Origin of the sequence: Kitasatospora sp. NPDC091335 (assembly GCF_044757205.1) — a bacterium.
Taxonomy (GTDB): Bacteria; Actinomycetota; Actinomycetes; order Streptomycetales; family Streptomycetaceae; genus Kitasatospora.
The window spans coordinates 153869-172902 of the sequence record NZ_JBIVUM010000014.1 but is presented as its reverse complement, the minus strand read 5'-3'; the positions used below and the strand labels follow the sequence as shown (position 1 = coordinate 172902).

The following is a 19034-nucleotide window of genomic DNA, read 5'->3' as shown; positions in this document are numbered from 1 at the left end:
AACTAGGCTTTCTCCATGGACCCCACGCCGGACCCCACGCCGGACCTCCCCGAGGCCACTCCCGAGCCGACCCCCCACCGGGTGCCCGAGATCGCCTCGCTCGGGCTGGACACCCTGGTCACCGAGGTCGCCGAGCGCCTGCAGTCCGCCGCCGCGGTCACCGACCGGATGCAGCGGCTGCTGGAGGCGGTGGTCTCGATCGGGGCCGGGCTGGACCTGCACGCCACCCTGCACCGGATCGCCGTCGGCGCGGCCGAGCTGGTCGACGCCCGGTACGCGGCACTCGGCGTGATCGCCCCCGGCGGCACCGGCCTGGCCGACTTCATCCATGTCGGGGTCGACGACGAGAACGCCGCCGAGATCGGCGAACTGCCGGCCGGCCGGGGCATCCTCGGCGTGCTCATCGACCGCCCCGAGCCGCTGCGGCTGACCGACCTCGGCGCCGACCCGCGCTCCTCCGGATTCCCGCCGCACCACCCGCAGATGAGGACCTTCCTGGGCGTGCCGATCCGGGTCCGCGCGGAGGTGTTCGGCAACCTCTACCTCACCGAGAAGATCGGTGGCGGCGCCTTCACCCCCGAGGACGAGCAGGTGGTGCACGCGCTCGCCGCGGCGGCCGGCGTGGCCATCGAGAACTCCCGGCTGTACGAGGAGGGCCGCCGCCGCGAGCGCTGGATCGCCGGCGCCGCCGCCGTCGCCACCGCCCTGCTCTCCGCCGAACAGGCCGAGAGCGCGCTGACCGTCGCGGCCGAACAGGTGCGGGAGCTGGCGGACGCCGCGCTCGGCATGATCCTGCTGCCGACCGGTCCGGAGGGCGGGGGCGAGGGCGACGGGCAGATGCGGGTCGCGCACGCCTCCGGTGAGCTGGCCGAGTTCGTCCGCGGCGAGCTGCTGCCCAGGGAGAGCTTCGCCGCGCAGCTGCTCGCGGGGGAGAGCGTCTACCTGGACGACATGTCCGGCGACCCGACCGTGGTGATCCGGCTCGCCCGCCGCTTCGGCCCGTCCATGGCCGTGCCGATGGTCGCCGCCGGGCGGGTGCTCGGCGGGCTCTGCGTCTGGCGCCCCTGCGGCGCCCTGCCGTTCACCGACAGCGAGAAGCAGCTCGCCGAGACCTTCGCCTCGCAGGCCGCGCTCGCCCTGCGGCTCGCCGAGGGCCAGCGCGACCAGCAGCGCCTGGCCGTCTTCCAGGACCGCGACCGGATCGCCCGCGACCTGCACGACCTGGTGATCCAACGGCTGTTCGCCACCGGGATGATGCTGGAGAGCGCCGCCCGGCGGGCGATCGTCCCCGAGGTGAAGACCGGCATCGGCAAGGCGGTGGACGAGCTGGACGCCACCATCCAGGAGGTCCGCACCACCATCTACGCCCTCCAGCACGACAACCACGGCGACGCGCCGGACACCCTGCGCACCCGGGTGCTGCGGGAGGCCAGCCAGGCCGCCGCCGCGCTGGGCTTCAAGCCCTCGGTGAGCTTCGTCGGGCCGGTGGAGAGCCTGGTCGGCGAGAAGACCGGCCGTCAACTGCTGGCGGCGCTGCGGGAGATGCTCTCCAACACGGCCCGGCACGCGCGCGCCTCCCGGGTCGGCGTGGAGGTCGACGCGACCACCCACCTGGGCGAGGACGGCCGCCCGGTGGGCGGCGACCCGGAGTCGCTGGACCGGGGCGGGCGGCCCGGGGTGCTGCTCACCGTGACCGACGACGGGGTGGGCATCCCGGCGGGCGGGCGGCGCAGCGGACTGCTCAACCTGACCCGGCGGGCCGAGGCGCTCGGCGGCGACGCCTGGCACGAGAGCGGGCCGTACCGCAAGGGGACGATGGTGCGCTGGACGGCCAGGCTCTGACCGGGGCCGTGGACCGGGGGCGTGGACCCGGCCGTCGAATCCGGGGGCCGATTCCGGCGCGGGGACCTGCGCTGATTTCGGATTTGCCGCTTTCCGACCGCGGATTCATCGGTCGGTGAGCGAACCGGAACACGTTCCGTCGGTTTCGGCCCGTGACAAGTGAAAGTTAAACGAGAGAGAACTTCCCGACCAACGGCGCAAGTTGTGAACGTTCTGGGCTTTCGGGGTCTCCGTGTGCACACATAGCTTTGCTCCGCTCGGAGGGGAATCCGGAGGGCAACCGGACGGAGGGGGCAGTGAACGCTGCCGGCCGCGGTCACACCGCAGCAGGGGCAAGTCGAGGGGGTTTCCGCGCCGAACGGGCAGCGGACGGGCGCTACCGCTGGCAACTGAAGGCGCCCAACGGACGGGTGGTCGCGATCACCCCGGCCGCGTTCGAGACGGCCGGCGAGGCGGAGCGGGGCTTCGACGGCCTGCGCGTCGTGGCGACCGATCTCACCGCACGCATCACCCACGTACGGGAGGGCATCGGCTGGATCTGGGTCGTCCAGGGCTCCCGCAGCCTTCCCGAGGTGCGTTCCAGTCGCGCGTACGAACGGTACGCGACCTGCCAGAACGCGTTCCGGCGGTTCGTGGTGCTGCTCGCCAAGCAGTCGCCGCGCGAACTTCCTGAGCCCGCAGCGCCGTTGAGACGCGCCGATGGCCGCTGAGCGGCGCGGCCCGCGGCTGCTGATCGTGCCGACGGCCGACCGGGGCCTCGGCTGGGCGCTGCGGGCCGCCAACGGGCGGCCGCTCGGGGTCGGCGTGCGGACCTACCGCAACGAGGAGGAACTCGCGCAGTCCGTGCGGCAGTTGCTGATCGAACGGGCCGCGCTGCGATGTTCGGTCGGACAGTCCGAGGGGCGCCAGTGGGTCTGGGCCGCCTACCTGCCGGTGCGCAGCACCCGGCCGGGGGCGGCCGCCGCCGTTCCGGTCGCCCGCAGCGCGCGGGGGTACCTGCGGCGGGACCAGTGCCAGGCCGGGATCGAGGGGTTCCTGGCAGGACTGCAGAAGGTGGGGCAGGAGCTACGGCGGTCCGGACGGGACGGCCGCTGGCCGTTGTAAGGCGCCGCGTCATGACGGTCCGTCGATGTGACGGACCGTCATGTCGGCGTTTCCGGATCCGCTGCCCCGCGGTGCCGCCACCCGCGCTTCCGTCCGCTTTCCGGATGCCTCCGTGCGCTCCCGGTGCATCCGCCTCCGTTCGTGCTGTCCCGGTGAAGGGCAGGTTTCCGGCAACACTCCGAGCAGCCTCCTGGAGAAGAACGTCGACCGGGCGCGGAGGCCCGATGGTGCCCCTGCCACGTGCGTGCTGACCAGTGGCTAAACCTCGCCGAACCGATGAGTCGACATTCCCCGGCCGGACTCGGCCTCCCTTCCGGCGGAACCTCCCCGACGGCCAGGATCGGCACTGCCGACGAGGCCGCAGCGGACGCGGCCACAAGGCCCCGGACTCCCGACCGGAGTACGGGTTCACGCGATGTACGTCTCTCCCCCGGAGGAAGAGGAACATGCGTAAGACCGCTGCCAAGCTGCTCACCGTCGCCGCCCTGGCGACCTCCATCGCCACCGTCGCCGGCGGCACCGCCGTCGCCGACCCGGCCGCCGGTGTGACCCCGCGCGCCATCGACATCGTCGGTGTCGGATCCGACACGACCCAGTCGGTGCTGAACCAGCTCGCCGCCGACTACAACGCGTCGCTGACCAACGCGAGCACCCCGCGCCTGTACAGCTGGGACGCGACCCCGGCCGGCACCATCACCACCAAGACCGGTGCCACCGCGATCACCCGCCCGAACGGCTCCGGCGCCGGTGTCAAGGCCCTGGCCACCAACACCACCGCCACGGTCGACTTCGCCCGCTCCTCGCGTGGCCCGGCGACCGGTGACGCCACCGGCCTCGCCTTCGTCGCGCTCGCCAAGGACGCGGTGACCTGGTCCGCCAAGCTCAACGGCAACGCCCCGGCGGCGCTGACCCCGGCGCAGCTCAAGGGCATCTACCAGTGTGACGTCAACTTCCGCACCTGGAACCAGATCGACTCCACCAAGCCGGCCGTCGCCATCAAGCCGGTTCTGCCGCAGGCCAACTCCGGCACCCGTGCCTTCTTCCTGACCGCGATCGGCAACCCGACCCTGGGCTCCTGCGTCACCGACGGTCCGGAGGAGAACGAGGGCACCGACTCCCGCCTCGACGACCCGAACGTGGTCTTCCCCTACTCCGTGGCCCGCTTCCTCGGCCAGACGGTCGGCGGCCACAGCACCGCGACGGACGCCCCGGGCAACCTGACCCTGCGCAACGTCACCATCAACGGCACCACGATCGTTCCGGTGGCGAGCAACGTCATCAACAGCACCTTCGCCAACTCGCAGTTCGGCCGCGTGGTCTACAACGTGGTCCGCAACACCGAGTGGACCGCCACCGACGCGCACGGCGTCGCCCTGCAGGCGATCTTCGGCGAGGACGGCTGGATCTGCAACTCCACCCAGGCCACCAACGACCTGAAGAGCTACGGCTTCCTGCCGACCGCCGCCTGCGGTGTCGCCACCCTCACCTGATCGACCCTGATTCCCTGCACAACCTGCAGACCTGGCGGTCACGGGCCTCGTGCCTGTGGCCGCCGGCCCATCGGTCCGGTTCGGCTCCACGTCGCCGCGACCGCACAGCCGGGACGCGACCGCTCCCCGCCGACCGTGGCCCGCGGCTTCCTCCGCCAGAGCCGATCCTCCGGGCCGCCTGTCGACTGCCGCCCCCGCCGCGGTGAGGCACCCCTGAACTGCCGGTCGTCCGACCGGTGTACCACCAGCACCAATTCTCCCTCTCCCAAGGAGTTCAGCATGTCCCGTACTCCCGCCCGGCTGCTGGCCGGCAGCGTCGCGGTCATCCTCGCCGTGACCGGCCTGAGCGGTGCGGCCGCCGCCGACAGCGCGCCGGCCGCCGTGACCGGCACTGCCGTGGCGACCGTGAGCACCACGTTCGTGTCCTCCGCGGCGCAGAACGGCGTGGTCGTTCTCCCGCTGCCGGATGCCGGTGTCTCCTACAACTCGGCCGAGGGCCTCAAGGTCTCCTTCCCGGTGACCGGCGGTTCGGTCAGCCTCCAGGGCTACTACGGCGAGGTGCAGCTGGGCGGCAGCCTGCTGTTCATCGACTACTTCACCGGCAAGAGCGTGCGCTTCAAGCAGCTCGCGTTCAACGCCGAGGCCTGGCGGCTCACCGGCGTGCCGGAGGGCGGGACCACGGCGGTCAACCTGCTGAAGCCGGCCGGCGTGGCGCAGACCGGGCACAGCGGAACCACCCAGACGCTCAACTCGTCCGACTTCAAGGTGGATGCCTCGGCGGCCCAGTACCTGGACACCCAGCTGAAGACCACCTTCTTCACCGCCGGCCAGTCGGTGGGTTCGTTCTCCCTGACGGTCAACGGCTGACGCCGTCCGACCCCGAGAGGCCCGCGCCGTCAGGTGCGGGCCTCCCCGTGTGGATTGGCCAATTCCGCTACGGAGTCGCCGCGTTGGGCCCTCGTACACGTGGGCGACCGGATCCGGCCATGTGTGGCGGGCCGAATGGATGCGTACCGGAATCGCCGGTCGCGCCCGCAGCCCGATCCCCCTCGCGTCGCGCATCCCGGCGGCGCGGATCCGCACGGAGGTGCCCGTCATGAGAGTCCGATTGCCCGTCCGGAGAGAACCGGGGGGGTGGAGACGCCGACTGCCGTCGATCGCGCTGGTGTGGTCGGTGGTGGTCGCGCTCGGCGTGGTGCCCATCGGCCTGGGCACGGTGGCACCGGCCACCGCGGCGACCGGGTCCGCCACGACCGTGGAGGGACCGGAGGTCTGGATCCCGGAGAGCCAGTCGAAGGGCCCTCACGGCAGCATCACCGTCTCGCAGACCAAGAACCTGACCAACCAGGTCATCCAGGTGTCCTGGACCGGGTTCACCCCGACCGTGGACTTCATGGGGGCGCCGGTGCCGGTCACCCCGGTGTTCGGGGACCTGGCGCGCTACCCGGTCAGGGTCTACCAGTGCCGGGGCGCCGACCCCAAGATCACGGACTGCTACGGGAGCACGCTGTACAACACGGACCCGGAGAAGGGCTTCGAGCAGCCGAAGCCCGCGCCCGGCATCACGACGCCGGACTTCCCGAGCAACATGGCCCTCTCCCCGACCGGGCCGGACGGCTCCGGCTTCGCGAACATCGAGGTCTGGACGGCGGTGCAGAGCCCGACGCTGGGGTGTGACGCCACCCACCCGTGCTCGATCGTGGTCGAGCCGAACTACGGCGGGGACAGCATCGCGATCTGGAACCGCAAGGGCAAGACCAACTGCGACAACCACGACGCCGACGTCACCGCCGACGGGTACGTTCCGACGGCGACCGACAAGGTCATGGGCCAGGGCAACGTCCGCAACCAGCTCACCACCAGCGAGCAGTGCGCGTGGCAGAACCACGTCGCCATCCCGCTGCAGTTCGCGCCCACCCCGGCCGAGTGCGAGGGCCGGACCGCCGACATGACGCTGGCCGGGCTGGAGATGGCCAACCGGGCCATGCAGCAGTGGCGGGCCGGCCTCTGCCAGGGCAGCGCGCCGCTCGCGCTTCAGTACAGCTCGGCCGGCGGGGAGCCGCAGGCCCGGGAGGACTTCCTGGGCGGCCGCAAGGACGTGGCGCTGACCGCCCGGCCGGACCGGGAGCCGCCGGCGAGGCCGTACGTCTACGCCCCGCTGACGACGACCGGCATCTCGGTGGTCTTCGTGGTGGACGATCCGGGGACGGGCCGTCAGATCCGCGACATGAAGCTCAACGCCCGGCTGCTGGCGAAGCTGCTCACCCAGTCCTACTCGCCGGCCAGCTCCGACATCGCCTCGGTCCGGGGCAACCCCGACTGCTTCTTCAAGGATCCGGAGTTCCTGAAGCTCAACGTCCTTCCGCCGGCCTCCGGGCTGGCCTGGCCGACGTTCTGCAGCACCGCCAACTCCAGCCCGACGGTCGTCGGCGGTACCACGGACCTGGTGCACCAGCTGACCTCGTGGATCGTGTCGGACCCGGACGCGGCACGCTTCCTGGACGGCGAGCCCGACCCGTGGGGCATGCACGTGGACACCTTCTACCTGCGTCCCACCTTCTCCGGGTACCCGGTCGAGTCCTTCATCCGACAGGACTCCTCGGGCATCGCCGGGGCCACCGAAGACCCGTTCGACCGGTGGAAGCAGTACGAGTGGAACCCCAACACGATGGGGCTGGGCGACATGGCCCGCAAGCTCCTCCAGAACACGCCCAACTGCACGGTCGCGAGACTCAACGGGGACGGTACCCATCCCGCCTGCCCGGCCATGCCGCCGGGTGAGCGGACGCTGTTCACCGTCATGGACACCGGCCAGGCGAAGGCCTTCTCCCTGCCTGAGGCCCAACTGCTCAACCCAGCCGGCCAGTTCGTCTCACCGGACGGCTCCGGCTTCCAGGCCGCGGTGGCCGACATGCCGACCGACCCGGCCACCGGCGTGCAGCAACTGCCGTACGGCGTCGCCGACACGGCCTTCTCGCGGGACCAGCGGGCCTACCCGCTGACCACCGTGCAGTACGCGATGGTGCCCACCCAGGGCCTCCCGGAGGCCAAGGCGGGGGCGGTCTCCCAGTTCCTGAAGACGGTGACCACCACCGGCCAGGTGTTCGGCTTCGAGCCGGGCAAGCTGGCGGCGGGCTTCCTGGCCCTGAACGGCGCCCAGCGCCAGCAGGCGGCGGACGCCGCCAAGCACGTGGAGGCGCAGGACGGCAAGCTGCCCGGCAACCAGGTCGCCCCGACGACCCCGCCCGCCGAGGGCGGCGAGGGTGCGGCCGGCACCGGGGGCACCGGGGGCACCGGCTCGTCCGGCTCCGGTGAGGGTTCCGGGGGCACCGGCGGCACCGGCGGCACCGGGGGCACCGACGGCAGTGGCGGTACCGGCGGAACCGGCGGCACGACCGGCGACGGTTCGTCCGGCTCCGGCCTCACCGGCGGCTCCACCGGCGGTACCGGAACCACCGGCGGCACCGGGGCGGTCGCCCCGGCCGCCGCGCCGGGCGCGAAGCCCACCGCCACGCCGAGCGCGAGCGGCGGCCCGCTGGCCGCCGCACCGGTGGCGGCCGGGACGCCCGCCGCGGACCGCTCGGGCGCGGCCAGGCTGCTGCTCCCGGTCGCGCTGATCGGTGGCCTGGTGCTGCTGGTCGGCGGCCCTGCGGCGCTCATCCTCGGCGGCACGCCGGCCGGGGAGCGGGCGCTGAACGGCCTGCGCAAGGGCTGGTCGCGGGTGCGCCGCCGTCCGTGACGCGCACGCCGTCCGTACGACCCGGCGGGGCCGCCGTTCCGGCCCCGCCGGGCCACCCTCAGGGCCTGGGCTCCGCCCCGGCCTCCGTACCCGAGCACGGAGATGCAGCCATGACAGCCGCCGCCGAGCCCGCGGCAACGCCCGCCGGGGCGCCGGGCCGACCCGATCGCGGACCAGACACCGACGTTCCCCGCGTCATCACCGCCCCCGCCACCCCGGCCGACCGGGTGTTCCGCGGCGTGCTGCGGGTGGCCGGGCTCTCGGTGTTCGCGATCATGGGTCTGATCGCCTTCTTCCTGCTCCTTCGCGGCACGGACGCCTTCCGGACGGTCGGCTGGTCCTTCCTGACCGAGCAGAAGTGGCAGACCGCCGCCCACAACTTCGGTATCGCCGCCGTGCTGCCGAACGGCCTGTTGATCGCCGTCATCGCCCTGGTGATCGCCGTTCCGGTGGCGCTGTGCACCGCGGTCTTCATCGCCGAGTACGCGCCCCCGCGGCTGCGTGCCACGCTGATCTCGCTGATCGACCTGATGGCGGCGATCCCCAGCATCGTCTACGGCCTGTGGGGCCTGTTCTTCCTCCAGCCGAGGATCGTCGGCTTCGTCCGCTGGATGGCCAACCACCTGGGGGAGTACATCCCCTTCCTCAAGGTGCGCACCGGGGACATCGGCACCTCCTACACCTCCTCGACCTTCATCGCCGGCGTGGTGGTCTCCCTGATGATCATTCCGATCATCACCTCGCTCAGCCGGGAGGTCTTCTCCCAGGCGCCGCAGGGCGAGCGGGAGGGCGCGTACGCGCTGGGCTCCACCCGCTGGGGGATGGTGCGCACGGTCGTCCTGCCGTTCGGCAAGGGCGGCGTCATCGGCGCGGTGATGCTGGGCTTCGGCCGCGCGATGGGCGAGACCATCGCGGTGGCGCTGATCATCTCGCCGAACTTCAAGACCATCACGCACATCCTGGAGAACGGCGCCAACTCGATCTCGGCGCTGATCGCGCTGCGCTTCGGCGAGTCGGACAAGCTCTCGCTCTCCGCGCTGATGGCGGCCGGCCTGGTGCTGTTCGCGCTCACCCTGGTGGTCAACGTGGGGGCCGGCTTCGTGATCAACCGGTCCCGCTCCGGCGCCTCGACGGCGGACTGAACATGACGGACGGTCGATTTCTCCGCCTCCCGGCCGACCGCGGCCCGAACCACCGTGAAGGGACCACCCGATGACCACGCTCGACCTGCCGCCGGCCGCGGCGTCCGGGCCCGCCGCCGGTCCGGTGCCCGCCGCCGGTCCCGCACCGGCCGGGCCCGGCGAACCCCGCCCCGAGAAGAAGGTCAAGCTCGGCGGCGTCACGCGTGAGGACGTCCTCACCATGGCCGGCGCCCTGGTCGGCTCGCTCGGGCTGAACTGGCTGCTGTACGAGCGCGTGCTGCCGTTCAGCGGCGCTTCCGGCTTCGTGATCTGCTGGTACGCGCTGTTCCTGGCCGGCTACTTCGCGCTGGGCCGGCTTCAGTGGGGCGCGATGCTGGTGCGCGAACGCCTGGTGTCCGTGGTCGCGTGGAGCGCCGGGATCGCGGTCGTCGCGCTGATCGTCGACCAGATCGGCTTCGTGGCGAGCAAGGGCATCGAAGCGGCGAGCCATCTGAACTTCTTCACCGAGTCGATGGAGCGCACCGGCCCGCTCTCCCCGATCGACTCCGGCGGTGCGCTCGGCGCGATCGTCGGATCGCTCGAACAGCTCGGCCTGGCAACGCTGTTCGCCGTTCCGCTGGGCATCGCCGCGGCGGTCTTCATGTCCGAGGTCGGCGGCCGGATGGCGCGGCCGGTGCGGACCCTGGTGGAGGCGATGACGGCGCTGCCGTCCATCGTCGCGGGGCTCTTCGTGCTCGGCATCGTGATCATCACCTTCGGCTTCGAGAAGAGCGGCTTCGCGGCCTCGCTCGCGCTCACCGTGATGATGATGCCGATCGTCACCCGGGCCTCCGAGGTGGTCATCCGGCTGGTGCCCGGCACCCTGCGCGAGGCCTCGTACGCACTGGGCGGCAGCCAGTGGCGCACGGTGTGGAACGTGGTGCTGCCCACCGCCCGCCCCGGCCTGATGACGGCCGTGGTGCTCGGCATGGCGCGCGGCGTCGGCGAGACCTCACCGGTGCTGCTCACCTCCGGCTTCACCTCGCAGTTCAACGGCAACCCGTTCTCCGAGCACCAGGTGTCGCTGCCGCTGTACATCTGGAACTACGTCAAGCAGCCCTACGACGGAATGATCTCGCGAGGCTTCGCCGCCGCACTGACCCTCATGGGCCTGGTGCTGATCCTCTTCGTCACCGCCCGTGTGCTCGGCGGACGGCAGCCCGGCCAGCTGACGCGGGCCCAGAAGCGCGAGCTCAATCGCAACGCCCGCCGCCTCGAGGCGGCTGCCGCGGCCGCCGTCGCCCGTCCGTCCGTCAACCAGCCGAAGAAGCAGTGATGCGCCGTACAACCACCCTCGGAACCAGAGGAGTTCACATGTCCTGGGAGGCCGCAAGGCGCTCCGTGGCCCGACTGGCGGCAGGGCTGCTGTCCCTGCTGCTCGCCGCGGCCTCCCTGCTGCTGGGACAGAGCGTCCCGGCGTACGCGGCCTCGGTCGCGCTGAACGCCGACGGTTCCAGCTGGGCCGGCCCCGCCATCGACCAGTGGCGCCAGGACGTCGGCCCGCTGGGCATCCAGATCAACTTCAACCCGATCGGCTCGGCGGCCGGTCGCAACGCCTGGAGCCTCGGGCAGGACGACTTCACCGCCACGGACGTGCCGTTCCGCTCGCAGGACGACACCGGCCTCAGCGGCGAGCGCCGCAGCGGCGGTCAGGGCACCAAGGAGAACCCGGTCTACGGCTACTCCTACGTGCCGATCACGGCCGGTGGGACGACCTTCATGTACAACCTGGTCGTCGGTGGCAAGCAGGTCCGCGACCTGCGGCTCTCCCCGCAGACGGTCGTCGACATCTTCACCAACAAGATCACCAACTGGAACGACCCGAAGATCACCGCCGACTACGGCAAGACCCTGCCGAACCTGCCGATCACCCCGGTGGTCCGCTCGGACGGCTCCGGTGCCACCGCGCAGTTCACCCGGTGGATGCAGCACACCCACCAGCAGCAGTGGGAGGCCTACTGCAAGGGCGTCAACGGCGTCCCCTGCGGTGACTACACCGAGTTCTTCCCGTCCTCCGGCCGGATGACCGCGCAGAGCAGCTCCGACACCGTCGCCGGCTACATCAAGGAGCCGAACAACCTCGGCACCATCGGCTACGACGAGTACGCCTTCGCCAAGCGCTCGAACTGGCCGGTCGTCAAGGTGCTCAACGCGGCGGGCTACTACTCCCTGCCGACCGCCTCCAACGTCGCGGTGGCGCTCACCGCGGCGAAGATCCGCGGCGTCGACGACAACACCCCGGCGACCGACCCGAACTACCTCCAGCAGAACCTCGACGGCGTCTACACCATGGACGACCCGCGCGCCTACCCGATCTCCAGCTACAGCTACGTGATCGTGCCGCGCGCCGGGGCCGCCCAGCCGGTGCCGCCGCGGTTCAACAACGACAAGGGCTCCGCGCTCAGCCGCTTCCTCTCCTACGTGCTCTGCGAGGGCCAGGGCGAGGCGGACGGCCTCGGCTACTCGCCGATCCCGCGCGGCCTGGTCAAGGGCGGTCTGCTCCAGACCAAGAGCATCCCCGGCAACGCCAGCCCGGTGAACCCGGACACCCTCGCCAACTGCGCCAACCCGACCTTCAACTCGGCCGGTGAGCTGACCGTCCTCAAGAACGCGCCGGCGCCGAACCCGTGCGACAAGAAGGACGCGGGGGCCAACTGCGGCGGTCAGGCGACGAACGCCGGTTCGGGCGGCGGCACCGGCGGCAATGGCGGCAACGGTGGCTCCGGCGGGGCCGGCGGCACCGCCGGCGGCAAGGCCGGTACCGGTGCGGGCGGCTCCGGCTCGGGTGGTGCCGGCGGTACCGCCGGTGGTGCCGGTGACCCGAACGCGGCGGGCGGTGCCGGCGGTACCGCCGGTGGTGCCGGTGACCCGAACGCGGCCGGTGCTGCCGGTGCCGCCGGTGACCCGAACGCGCCCGGCGCCGGCGGTGACGGCACCGAGGACGTGATCGACCCGCAGACCGGCCAGGTGGTCGCCCGCGGCCGCGGCGGATCCACCGAGGTGGCCGCCAACGTGGTCGAGGTCAGCGGCAGGCCCGAGGACTGGATGCTGTCCTCCCTGACCGCGCTGGAACTGCTCGCCGTGGTGCTCGTCCCGCCGCTGCTCGGCCGCCGGCTGCTGCGCCGCCGCAACGGCTCGGGCGGCACCTCGTGACCGCCCCGGTGCTGGAGAAGCCGGTCGCGCCGCCCGCGCCGGAGCGGCCGGCCGCCCCCGTCACCCCCGCCGCCCCGGCCAGGGCCGCCGTCTCCGCCGGGCGGCGGCGGTTCCTCCAGGGCGCCTGGGCGGTCAGCCTGGCGGCCGCGCTGGTGCTCGGCTTCGTCGGCTTCCTGTTCACGCTCTCGCACGTCCAGCAGCGGCACTACCAGTCGACCGCGTACAAGACCTTCCGCGACCAGCTGGCCAAGGCGGTCGCCCCGACCGGCGCGGCCGCCGACGGCGCCCCGGTGGCGCTGCTGGACATCCCGGCGATCGGCCTGCACCAGGCCGTGGTGGTCGAGGGCACCACCGGCCGGGACCTGATGCGCGGCCCCGGCCACCGCAGGGACACCGCGCTGCCCGGCCAGGGCGGGGTCGCGGTGGTCTTCGGCCGCGGCGCCACCTTCGGCGCCCCGTTCGCCGACCTGTCCAGGCTGCGGGTCGGCGACAAGATCGAAGCCACCACCGGGCAGGGCAAGTTCACCTACACCGTCAACGTGTACGGCGACGGCGACCACCCGGTCGTCGACCCGGCCCGCAACCGGCTCGTCCTGGTCACCGGCGACTCCGACTGGATCCCCGGCTCCACCGTGCTGATCGGCGCCCGGCTGGAGGGCGACCCGCAGCAGAACCCCGGCGGTCGCCCCGCGACCATCCCGTACGACAAGGCGCTTGCCGCGGACAAGGGCGCGCTGGCCACGCTCCAGCTGTGGTCGCTCGGCCTGCTCGGCACGGTGGCCGGCGCCCTGGTGCTGGCCCGGTTCTGGCGGCGCTCGGCCGCGTACCTGAGCCTCGCGCCGGTGGCCGCCGCGCTGCTCTGGGCGGTCTACGAGAACGCCGCCGCCCTGCTGCCCAACCTCTACTGACGCGCGCCCGGAGGACCGTTCCGATGACCGACGCACCACTGACCGACACCCCCCTGGTCGACTCCTCACCGGCCGACCCCGTCGCCGACACCATCACCCTCCCCCCGGTCGCCCCCGCGCCGCCCGCCGGGACGTACGGCGCGGAGCCGTACGGCGCCGACGGCCGGTACCAGGACGGCGAGCCGCTGGCCGGGCTGGAGACCCGGGAGGTCTCCGCCTGGTTCGGCAGCCGCAAGGTGCTGGAGCGGGTCTCGCTGGCGATGCCGGCCGGCGAGGTCACCGCGCTGATCGGCCCGTCCGGCTGCGGCAAGTCCACCTACCTGCGGATCCTCAACCGGATGCACGAGATGGTGCGCGGCGCCGCCCTCGCCGGCGAGGTGCTGCTGGACGGCGACGACGTCTACCGGCCGGGCCGGCGCCCCGCCGAGGTGCGGCGCCGGATCGGCATGGTGTTCCAGCGGCCCAACCCGTTCCCGGCGATGTCCATCCAGGACAACGTCTCCAGCGGGCTCAAGCTGGCCGGGATCAAGGTCTCCAAGGAGGAGCGCCGGCACCTGGTGGAGACCAGCCTGCGCCGGGCCGGGCTCTGGGACGAGGTGTCCACCCGGCTGCACACCCCGGGCGGGGCGCTCTCCGGCGGCCAGCAGCAACGCCTGTGCATCGCACGGTCGTTGGCCGTCTCGCCGGACATCCTGCTGATGGACGAGCCCTGCTCCGCGCTCGACCCGACCTCCACCCGGAGGGTCGAGGAGACCATCGACGAACTGCGCGGGCGGCTCACCATCGTGATCGTCACCCACAACATGCAGCAGGCCCAGCGCGTCTCGCAGTCCTGCGCGTTCTTCCTGGCCACCCACGACACCCCGGGCCGGATCGTCGAGGCCGGGCCGACCGAGCAGATCTTCGGCAGCCCGCGCGACCAGCGGACCTCGGACTACGTCAACGGCCGCTTCGGCTAGGCCGGCCAGCCGGTTGTGCCGGTCCGGGCTGTGCCGGTCCGGGCCGGTGGGGCGGCTCCTGCGGCCCTACCGGCCGAGGAGCCGCTCCAGCACCGCCGCGACGCCGTCCTGCTCGTTGCTCACGGTGTGCAGCGGCACCGCAGCCAGCACCCGCGGGTGCGCGTTGGCGACGGCGTAGGCGGTGCCGGCCCAGGCCAGCATCTCCAGGTCGTTCGGCATGTCGCCGAAGGCCACCACCTCGCTCCGGTCGATCCCGCGCCCGGCGCACCAGCGGGCCAGCGTGCTGGCCTTGGTGACGCCGGGCGCGCTGATCTCCAGCAGCGGGATCGCCGCGGAGCGGGTGATCTCGGCCAGGTGCCCGGCCGCCTCCCCGGCCTCCGCGAGGAACTTGTCCGGGTCGAGGTCAGGGTGCTTGGCCAGCAGCTTGAACAGGCCCCGGACCGGACCGCCGGCACCCAGCAGCTCCTCCGCGCTGCCGACCTCGTGCTCCAGCTCGTCGCCCCACATCGGCACCGCGTACCCGGCCTCCCTGGCCCAGCCGCCCGGGTACTCGAAGGCGAACGCGGTGCCGGGCAGCCTGGCCCGCAGCGCCTCGACCACCGCCAGGGTGGTCTCCACCGGCAGCGGGAAGCTCTCCAGCAGCTCGCCGCGCCGCACGTCCACCACCGCGCCGCCGTTCGAGCAGATCGCCACCCCGTGCCCGCCGATGTGCGGGCTCACCTGCCGCATCCAGCGCGGCGGCCGCCCGGTCACGAACACCACCTGCACCCCGGCCGCCTCGGCCGCCGCCAGCGCCGCGGCGGTGCGGTCGGAGACGGTGCCGCCGGAGCAGAGCAGGGTGCCGTCCAGGTCGGTGGCGATGAGGCGGAGGGCGGTGCGCGGTTCGGTCACCGGTCCATCTTCGCCCATCGGTGCCCCGAGGTCACCGTCACGGGCCCGCGCCCGGCCGCCGTCCTCGCCGTGATCAAGCCCTTCATGCGCCGTTTCCGGCCGATCCGCCCGCGCCGGTGGTCCCCGGCAGGACACGCCGGGCATGACTGCCCACGGCCACCCCGTCGGCAGGAAGAGCCATGCCCACACGCCAGCTCAGTGACCAGCCGCCCCAGACCGCCCGCCCCGACCCCGGCGACCCGCAGGCGCCCGCCGCCTCGCGCGACCCGGTCCTGCTCGGCGACGTCCTCTTCCACACCCTCGCCGACCTGGCCCGCCGCACCGCCGCCCCCTCCCTCCCCGCCCAGCGCACCCGCCCCCACCCGTAGCGCCCGGCCGGGGCCCGCAACCGGCCCACCCGCCCACGGCCGCGCCCGCTCACGGGCCCTCGAAGGCACAGCCCACCGCTACGGGCGATCGGACGCCCAGTGGACGTGATACCCCTGACCCGCTCCGCCCGCCGGCGCGGGCGGTGCGGGGCCGCCGTTCAGGAGCGGAGGCGGTTCAGTGCCGCGGTGACGACGCCCTCGACGGAGGCCGGGACGTCGGTGGGCCGGCCGGTGAGCTCGACGACGGCGACCCTGGTGCCGGTACGCAGGACCGCGGCCCCGCCGCTGACGGCGCCGTCGCCGTTGTAGGACAGGTACCAGCGGGCGGTGCCGCCGTTGACGGTCAGGGTGTGGGCCGCGCCGTAGTACCAGTGGCCGGCGGGCTCGTCCTGGCACTCCTGGACGAGCGCGACGAGCTGCTTCTCCCAGCTGTCGGCCGCGGTCCCGGTGGGGGCGCTCGCAGCCGACTCCTTCAGTCGGCTGTCGGTGTCGAAGGTCCAGGTCACGGACGCGTACCCGGTGGCCTTGCCCGCGGTCAGGCCGCGCATCGTCTCCTCGCCGGAGCAGGCGGACAGCCCCTCGCGTCCGGTCAGATCGATGGTCGCGCCGACCGGGTTCAGGCCCTGCCGGGAGGAGTCCTCGCTCTGGACGAGGCCGGCGGAGCCGAGTCCGGGCGCGGCGGCCGCGACCGCGGCCGGGTGGGCGGTGGCGCCGGTGACCGGCTGGGCGGCGACCGCGGCACGGTGCGCGGCGTCGGGCGCGGTCCCGTCGGCGGTGGCCGACTGGCTCCCGCCGACGACGCTGACCGTGATCAGTGAGGCGGCGAAGCAGGCCGCGGCGGCGACCCGGTTGCGGCGAACGGACTTCTGCTGGACGGCCTGGTTCTCGGTCATCTGGTCCCCCTGCTGGTCGGGACGCCTGCTGCGTCCTCGTACGACCGGGGAGATGCCGCCGGAGAAGGGAAAGTTGGAGCCCGGACCGGCTGTTTCACAGCTGTGACAGAGCGGTCCTGACCACACGGTCCATCGCGGCCGTCCCCAGGCAGGCATCGACCTCCAGCACCGCGTAGTGGTTGCCGCTGCGCAGCACGGCGATGCCGCCGCAGGGCTCCTTGCCCTCGGGCGCCGTACGGGTGGTGTTGAGGGATCCCTGGTAGCTGCCCATCCAGCTCGCGGTGACGTCCGGGGCGAGCCGCACCGTCGTGGTCCTTCCGTAGACCCAGTGCCCCGGCGCCGCCTCCTGGCAGGGCACCTCCTCCAGCAGCAGGCGGTCGGCGAAGTTCTGTGCCAGGGAAGGGCTCTGGGCCGCGGCGGCGACCTCGCGGGCGACCTGGCCGTCGTGGTCGGCGGACCGCGTGGGGTCCTCCGGGGAGGTGCGGGGGCCGGTCATCAGTCCGCGGAAGTGGGCACCGGGCCCGCCCAGGGTCTGAGTGAGGGTCTTCTCGCCGGAGCAGGCCGCGTTGGCGTAAGCCCCGTCGCCGAAGCGGTCGGTGACGTGGATCCGCCCGGTGTCGAGGTCCGGGCCGAACGCCGCGGGCTCCAGAAGGTTCGCGGTCGTCACCGGCCCGGTCGCACCGGTCGCACCGGTCGCACCGGTCGCACCGGTCGGTGAGCCGGAGGCCGAGGTCCCGGGCGCCGGGACGGACCCGTCGGGCGTCGCGGGAGCGGACGCGCCCGAGGGCGGTGGCAGGACGAACCGGCCGGTCACCAGCCCGAGCGTGGCGGCGGCGACCAGGGCGGCGACGGCGGACCGGGGCCGGACGACGGCGTGGCCGCCGCCCACCGCGGGACCGCCCTTCACAGACCGGTGACCAGGCGCTCGCGCATGAAGCGGCGGGCCTGGTGGATGCGGTCCTTGACCGTGCCCAGCGGAACGTCCAGTTCCTCGGCCACCTGGACGTAGGTCAGGTCGCCGAGGTCGCGCAGCACGAAGGCCTCCACCAGGGTGGGGTGCTGCCGCTCCAGCGCGGCCAGCGCCTCCATCAGGTCGAGCCGGGTCCCGGCGATGACGCTGGTGGTACGCGGGTCGACGGACTCGGGGAGGTCGGCGTGGCTGTCCTCGGCGCGCCGGCGCATCGAGCGGTAGGTGGACCGGGCGGCGTTCGAGGCGATCACCGTCACCCAGCCCAGGAAGGAGCCGTGGCCGCCGTACCCGCCGAGGTGCGTGCTGATGGACAGCAGCGCGTCCTGCGCGGCCTCCTCCGCGTCGGCGTGGTGGGGCAGGAAGCGCGAGCAGCGGCGCAGCACCACCGGCCGCAGCTTGGCCAGCAGGTACTCCGTCGAGCCGGGCTCCCCCGCCTGAGCGGCCGCCACGAGCCGTTCCAGCTCGCCGTCCTCGAACACCCGGATCCCCCCGTTCCGCCCCGCCCGGCACCGTCTGGCACCCCGCCCGTCGAACGGGAGTTCCGCACTCCCCCCGACTCCGGCAGAATGCTGCCACATGCGCAAGCTCGGCCGTTACCTCCTCCAGGAGCGGCTCGGAGCCGGCTCCTTCGCGACGGTCTGGAAGGCCTACGATCCGGAGCTCGACACCGAGGTCGCGGTGAAGGTGCTGGCCGAGAACTGGGCCGCCAACGCGGATGTGCGCGAGCGGTTCCTGGCGGAGGCGAGGCTGCTGCGCCGGATCGCCAGCCCGCGGGTGGTCCGGGTGCACGACGTCGGGGTGCAGGAGGACCGGCCCTACTTCGTCATGGACCACGTACGTGGCGGCACCCTGGCGGACCGGGTCGGGCAGTGCGACCCGCAGGAGGCGCTGCGGCTGGCCGCGGAGGCGGGCTACGCGGTTCAGGTCCTGCACGAGGCGGGCGTGGTGCACCGCGACGTCAAGCCGTCCAACCTGCTGCTCGCCGCCGGCCCCGCGCCCGCCGCGGTGCTGGTGGCGGACCTGGGCAGCGCCAAGCAACTGGCCGACGCCTCCGGGCTGACGGTGACCACGGGCACGCCCGCGTACATGGCACCGGAACAGGCCTTCCAGACCGGCGGGTTCGACGGGAGGGCCGACGTGTACGCGCTGGCCGTCGTGGCCTACGAGCTGCTGACCGGGCAGAAGCCGTTCGGCCCGGGCGGACGCGCCACAGCCCTGATGACCGACCGGCAGACCGCCTCGACGCTGCCGGCGCTCCCCGCCGGAGCGGAGCTCCCGCCGAACGTCGCCGTGCTGCTACGGGCCGCGATGTCCGTCGAGCCGGCGGACCGACCGCCGACCGCCCAGGCCTTCGCGGACGCGCTGCTGGCTCCGGTCCCGCAGTCCCGGCCGCCGGAAGGCCCCGGGTGGCTGACCCCGCGCGCGGTCTGGCTGGCGTCGGCCACGGCGTTCACGGCGGCGACCCTGCTGAGCTGGCTGCGGCGCTGAAGCGGTCGTCAAGTCGGAGGGCCCCGGCCGCTGACGGCTACCGTAGGG

The 19034-nt window shown here is 73.1% G+C and carries 17 protein-coding genes; 13 read left to right on the top strand and 4 right to left on the bottom strand.

Annotated features, from left to right (window positions below; genetic code table 11):
* The first annotated feature begins 15 nt into the window (after positions 1 to 15).
* From ACIQOW_RS27225 to ACIQOW_RS27175, 11 genes are all read left to right on the top strand, one after another.
* Positions 16 to 1842 (top strand): GAF domain-containing sensor histidine kinase, encoded by a 1827-nt coding sequence (locus tag ACIQOW_RS27225; RefSeq protein WP_401089166.1) that lies wholly within the window; start codon positions 16 to 18, stop codon positions 1840 to 1842.
* A gap of 296 nt (positions 1843 to 2138) precedes the next feature.
* A complete protein-coding gene (locus ACIQOW_RS27220) occupies positions 2139 to 2552 on the top strand; it encodes a hypothetical protein (protein ID WP_401089164.1) in 414 nt (137 codons plus the stop codon).
* Entirely contained in the window at positions 2542 to 2946 is a 405-nt protein-coding gene (locus ACIQOW_RS27215; RefSeq protein WP_401089162.1) for a hypothetical protein, read from the top strand. The genes ACIQOW_RS27220 and ACIQOW_RS27215 overlap by 11 nt, the downstream gene beginning before the upstream one ends.
* Positions 2947 to 3392: 446 nt before the next feature.
* Entirely contained in the window at positions 3393 to 4436 is a 1044-nt protein-coding gene (locus ACIQOW_RS27210; protein WP_188296268.1) for a PstS family phosphate ABC transporter substrate-binding protein, read from the top strand.
* A 279-nt stretch (positions 4437 to 4715) separates the two neighbouring features.
* Positions 4716 to 5303, top strand: a complete 588-nt coding sequence (locus ACIQOW_RS27205) for a hypothetical protein (RefSeq protein ID WP_188296267.1) — start codon at positions 4716 to 4718, stop codon at positions 5301 to 5303.
* Positions 5304 to 5532: 229 nt separating this feature from the next.
* Positions 5533 to 8175 carry a hypothetical protein gene (locus ACIQOW_RS27200; RefSeq protein ID WP_401089160.1) on the top strand — a complete coding sequence of 881 codons (2643 nt, stop codon included), beginning with the start codon at positions 5533 to 5535 and terminating at the stop codon, positions 8173 to 8175.
* A 110-nt stretch (positions 8176 to 8285) separates the two neighbouring features.
* A complete protein-coding gene (pstC, locus tag ACIQOW_RS27195; RefSeq protein ID WP_401089158.1) occupies positions 8286 to 9317 on the top strand; it encodes a phosphate ABC transporter permease subunit PstC in 1032 nt (343 codons plus the stop codon).
* A gap of 70 nt (positions 9318 to 9387) precedes the next feature.
* Positions 9388 to 10632 carry a phosphate ABC transporter permease PstA gene (pstA, locus tag ACIQOW_RS27190; RefSeq protein ID WP_401089157.1) on the top strand — a complete coding sequence of 415 codons (1245 nt, stop codon included), beginning with the start codon at positions 9388 to 9390 and terminating at the stop codon, positions 10630 to 10632.
* A 38-nt stretch (positions 10633 to 10670) separates the two neighbouring features.
* Positions 10671 to 12509, top strand: coding sequence for a substrate-binding domain-containing protein (locus tag ACIQOW_RS27185; protein ID WP_401089156.1), 1839 nt, complete (start codon positions 10671 to 10673; stop codon positions 12507 to 12509).
* Complete coding sequence (locus ACIQOW_RS27180; RefSeq protein WP_401089154.1) at positions 12506 to 13417, top strand: sortase; 912 nt, start codon at positions 12506 to 12508, stop codon at positions 13415 to 13417. Before ACIQOW_RS27185 ends, ACIQOW_RS27180 begins: the two co-directional genes overlap by 4 nt.
* Before the next feature lie 23 nt (positions 13418 to 13440).
* A complete protein-coding gene (locus ACIQOW_RS27175; RefSeq protein ID WP_401089152.1) occupies positions 13441 to 14376 on the top strand; it encodes a phosphate ABC transporter ATP-binding protein in 936 nt (311 codons plus the stop codon).
* Positions 14377 to 14442: 66 nt separating this feature from the next.
* Here the strand turns inward: ACIQOW_RS27175 and ACIQOW_RS27170 are convergent, their stop codons facing one another.
* Positions 14443 to 15285: an HAD family hydrolase gene (locus ACIQOW_RS27170; RefSeq protein ID WP_401089149.1), complete on the bottom strand. Its 843-nt coding sequence runs from the start codon at positions 15283 to 15285 to the stop codon at positions 14443 to 14445.
* Between the two features lie 161 nt (positions 15286 to 15446).
* On the opposite strand from ACIQOW_RS27170, the gene ACIQOW_RS27165 reads away from it, so the two are divergent.
* Positions 15447 to 15635, top strand: a complete 189-nt coding sequence (locus ACIQOW_RS27165; RefSeq protein ID WP_188299315.1) for a hypothetical protein — start codon at positions 15447 to 15449, stop codon at positions 15633 to 15635.
* 158 nt (positions 15636 to 15793) lie between these two features.
* Here the strand turns inward: ACIQOW_RS27165 and ACIQOW_RS27160 are convergent, their stop codons facing one another.
* From ACIQOW_RS27160 to ACIQOW_RS27150, 3 genes are all read right to left on the bottom strand, one after another.
* Entirely contained in the window at positions 15794 to 16528 is a 735-nt protein-coding gene (locus ACIQOW_RS27160) for a hypothetical protein (protein ID WP_401089147.1), read from the bottom strand.
* 94 nt (positions 16529 to 16622) lie between these two features.
* Entirely contained in the window at positions 16623 to 17435 is an 813-nt protein-coding gene (locus ACIQOW_RS27155; protein ID WP_401089146.1) for a hypothetical protein, read from the bottom strand.
* Positions 17432 to 17977 (bottom strand): RNA polymerase sigma factor, encoded by a 546-nt coding sequence (locus tag ACIQOW_RS27150; RefSeq protein ID WP_401089144.1) that lies wholly within the window; start codon positions 17975 to 17977, stop codon positions 17432 to 17434. The genes ACIQOW_RS27155 and ACIQOW_RS27150 overlap by 4 nt, the downstream gene beginning before the upstream one ends.
* Before the next feature lie 97 nt (positions 17978 to 18074).
* Here ACIQOW_RS27150 and ACIQOW_RS27145 point away from each other — a divergent pair, with 97 nt between their 5' ends.
* Positions 18075 to 18986 carry a serine/threonine-protein kinase gene (locus ACIQOW_RS27145; protein WP_401089142.1) on the top strand — a complete coding sequence of 304 codons (912 nt, stop codon included), beginning with the start codon at positions 18075 to 18077 and terminating at the stop codon, positions 18984 to 18986.
* The last annotated feature ends 48 nt before the right edge of the window (positions 18987 to 19034 follow it).

Bases quoted from the DNA above. Each gene is read 5' to 3' on its own strand.
- ACIQOW_RS27225 (WP_401089166.1), top strand. From the start codon at position 16: ATGGACCCCACGCCGGACCCCACGCCGGACCTCCCCGAGGCCACTCCC.
- ACIQOW_RS27215 (WP_401089162.1), top strand. From the start codon at position 2,542: ATGGCCGCTGAGCGGCGCGGCCCGCGGCTGCTGATCGTGCCGACGGCC.
- ACIQOW_RS27210 (WP_188296268.1), top strand. From the start codon at position 3,393: ATGCGTAAGACCGCTGCCAAGCTGCTCACCGTCGCCGCCCTGGCGACC.
- ACIQOW_RS27205 (WP_188296267.1), top strand. From the start codon at position 4,716: ATGTCCCGTACTCCCGCCCGGCTGCTGGCCGGCAGCGTCGCGGTCATC.
- ACIQOW_RS27200 (WP_401089160.1), top strand. From the start codon at position 5,533: ATGAGAGTCCGATTGCCCGTCCGGAGAGAACCGGGGGGGTGGAGACGC.
- pstC (WP_401089158.1), top strand. From the start codon at position 8,286: ATGACAGCCGCCGCCGAGCCCGCGGCAACGCCCGCCGGGGCGCCGGGC.
- pstA (WP_401089157.1), top strand. From the start codon at position 9,388: ATGACCACGCTCGACCTGCCGCCGGCCGCGGCGTCCGGGCCCGCCGCC.
- ACIQOW_RS27185 (WP_401089156.1), top strand. From the start codon at position 10,671: ATGTCCTGGGAGGCCGCAAGGCGCTCCGTGGCCCGACTGGCGGCAGGG.
- ACIQOW_RS27175 (WP_401089152.1), top strand. From the start codon at position 13,441: ATGACCGACGCACCACTGACCGACACCCCCCTGGTCGACTCCTCACCG.
- ACIQOW_RS27170 (WP_401089149.1), bottom strand. From the start codon at position 15,285: ATGGGCGAAGATGGACCGGTGACCGAACCGCGCACCGCCCTCCGCCTC.
- ACIQOW_RS27165 (WP_188299315.1), top strand. From the start codon at position 15,447: ATGCCCACACGCCAGCTCAGTGACCAGCCGCCCCAGACCGCCCGCCCC.
- ACIQOW_RS27160 (WP_401089147.1), bottom strand. From the start codon at position 16,528: ATGACCGAGAACCAGGCCGTCCAGCAGAAGTCCGTTCGCCGCAACCGG.
- ACIQOW_RS27145 (WP_401089142.1), top strand. From the start codon at position 18,075: ATGCGCAAGCTCGGCCGTTACCTCCTCCAGGAGCGGCTCGGAGCCGGC.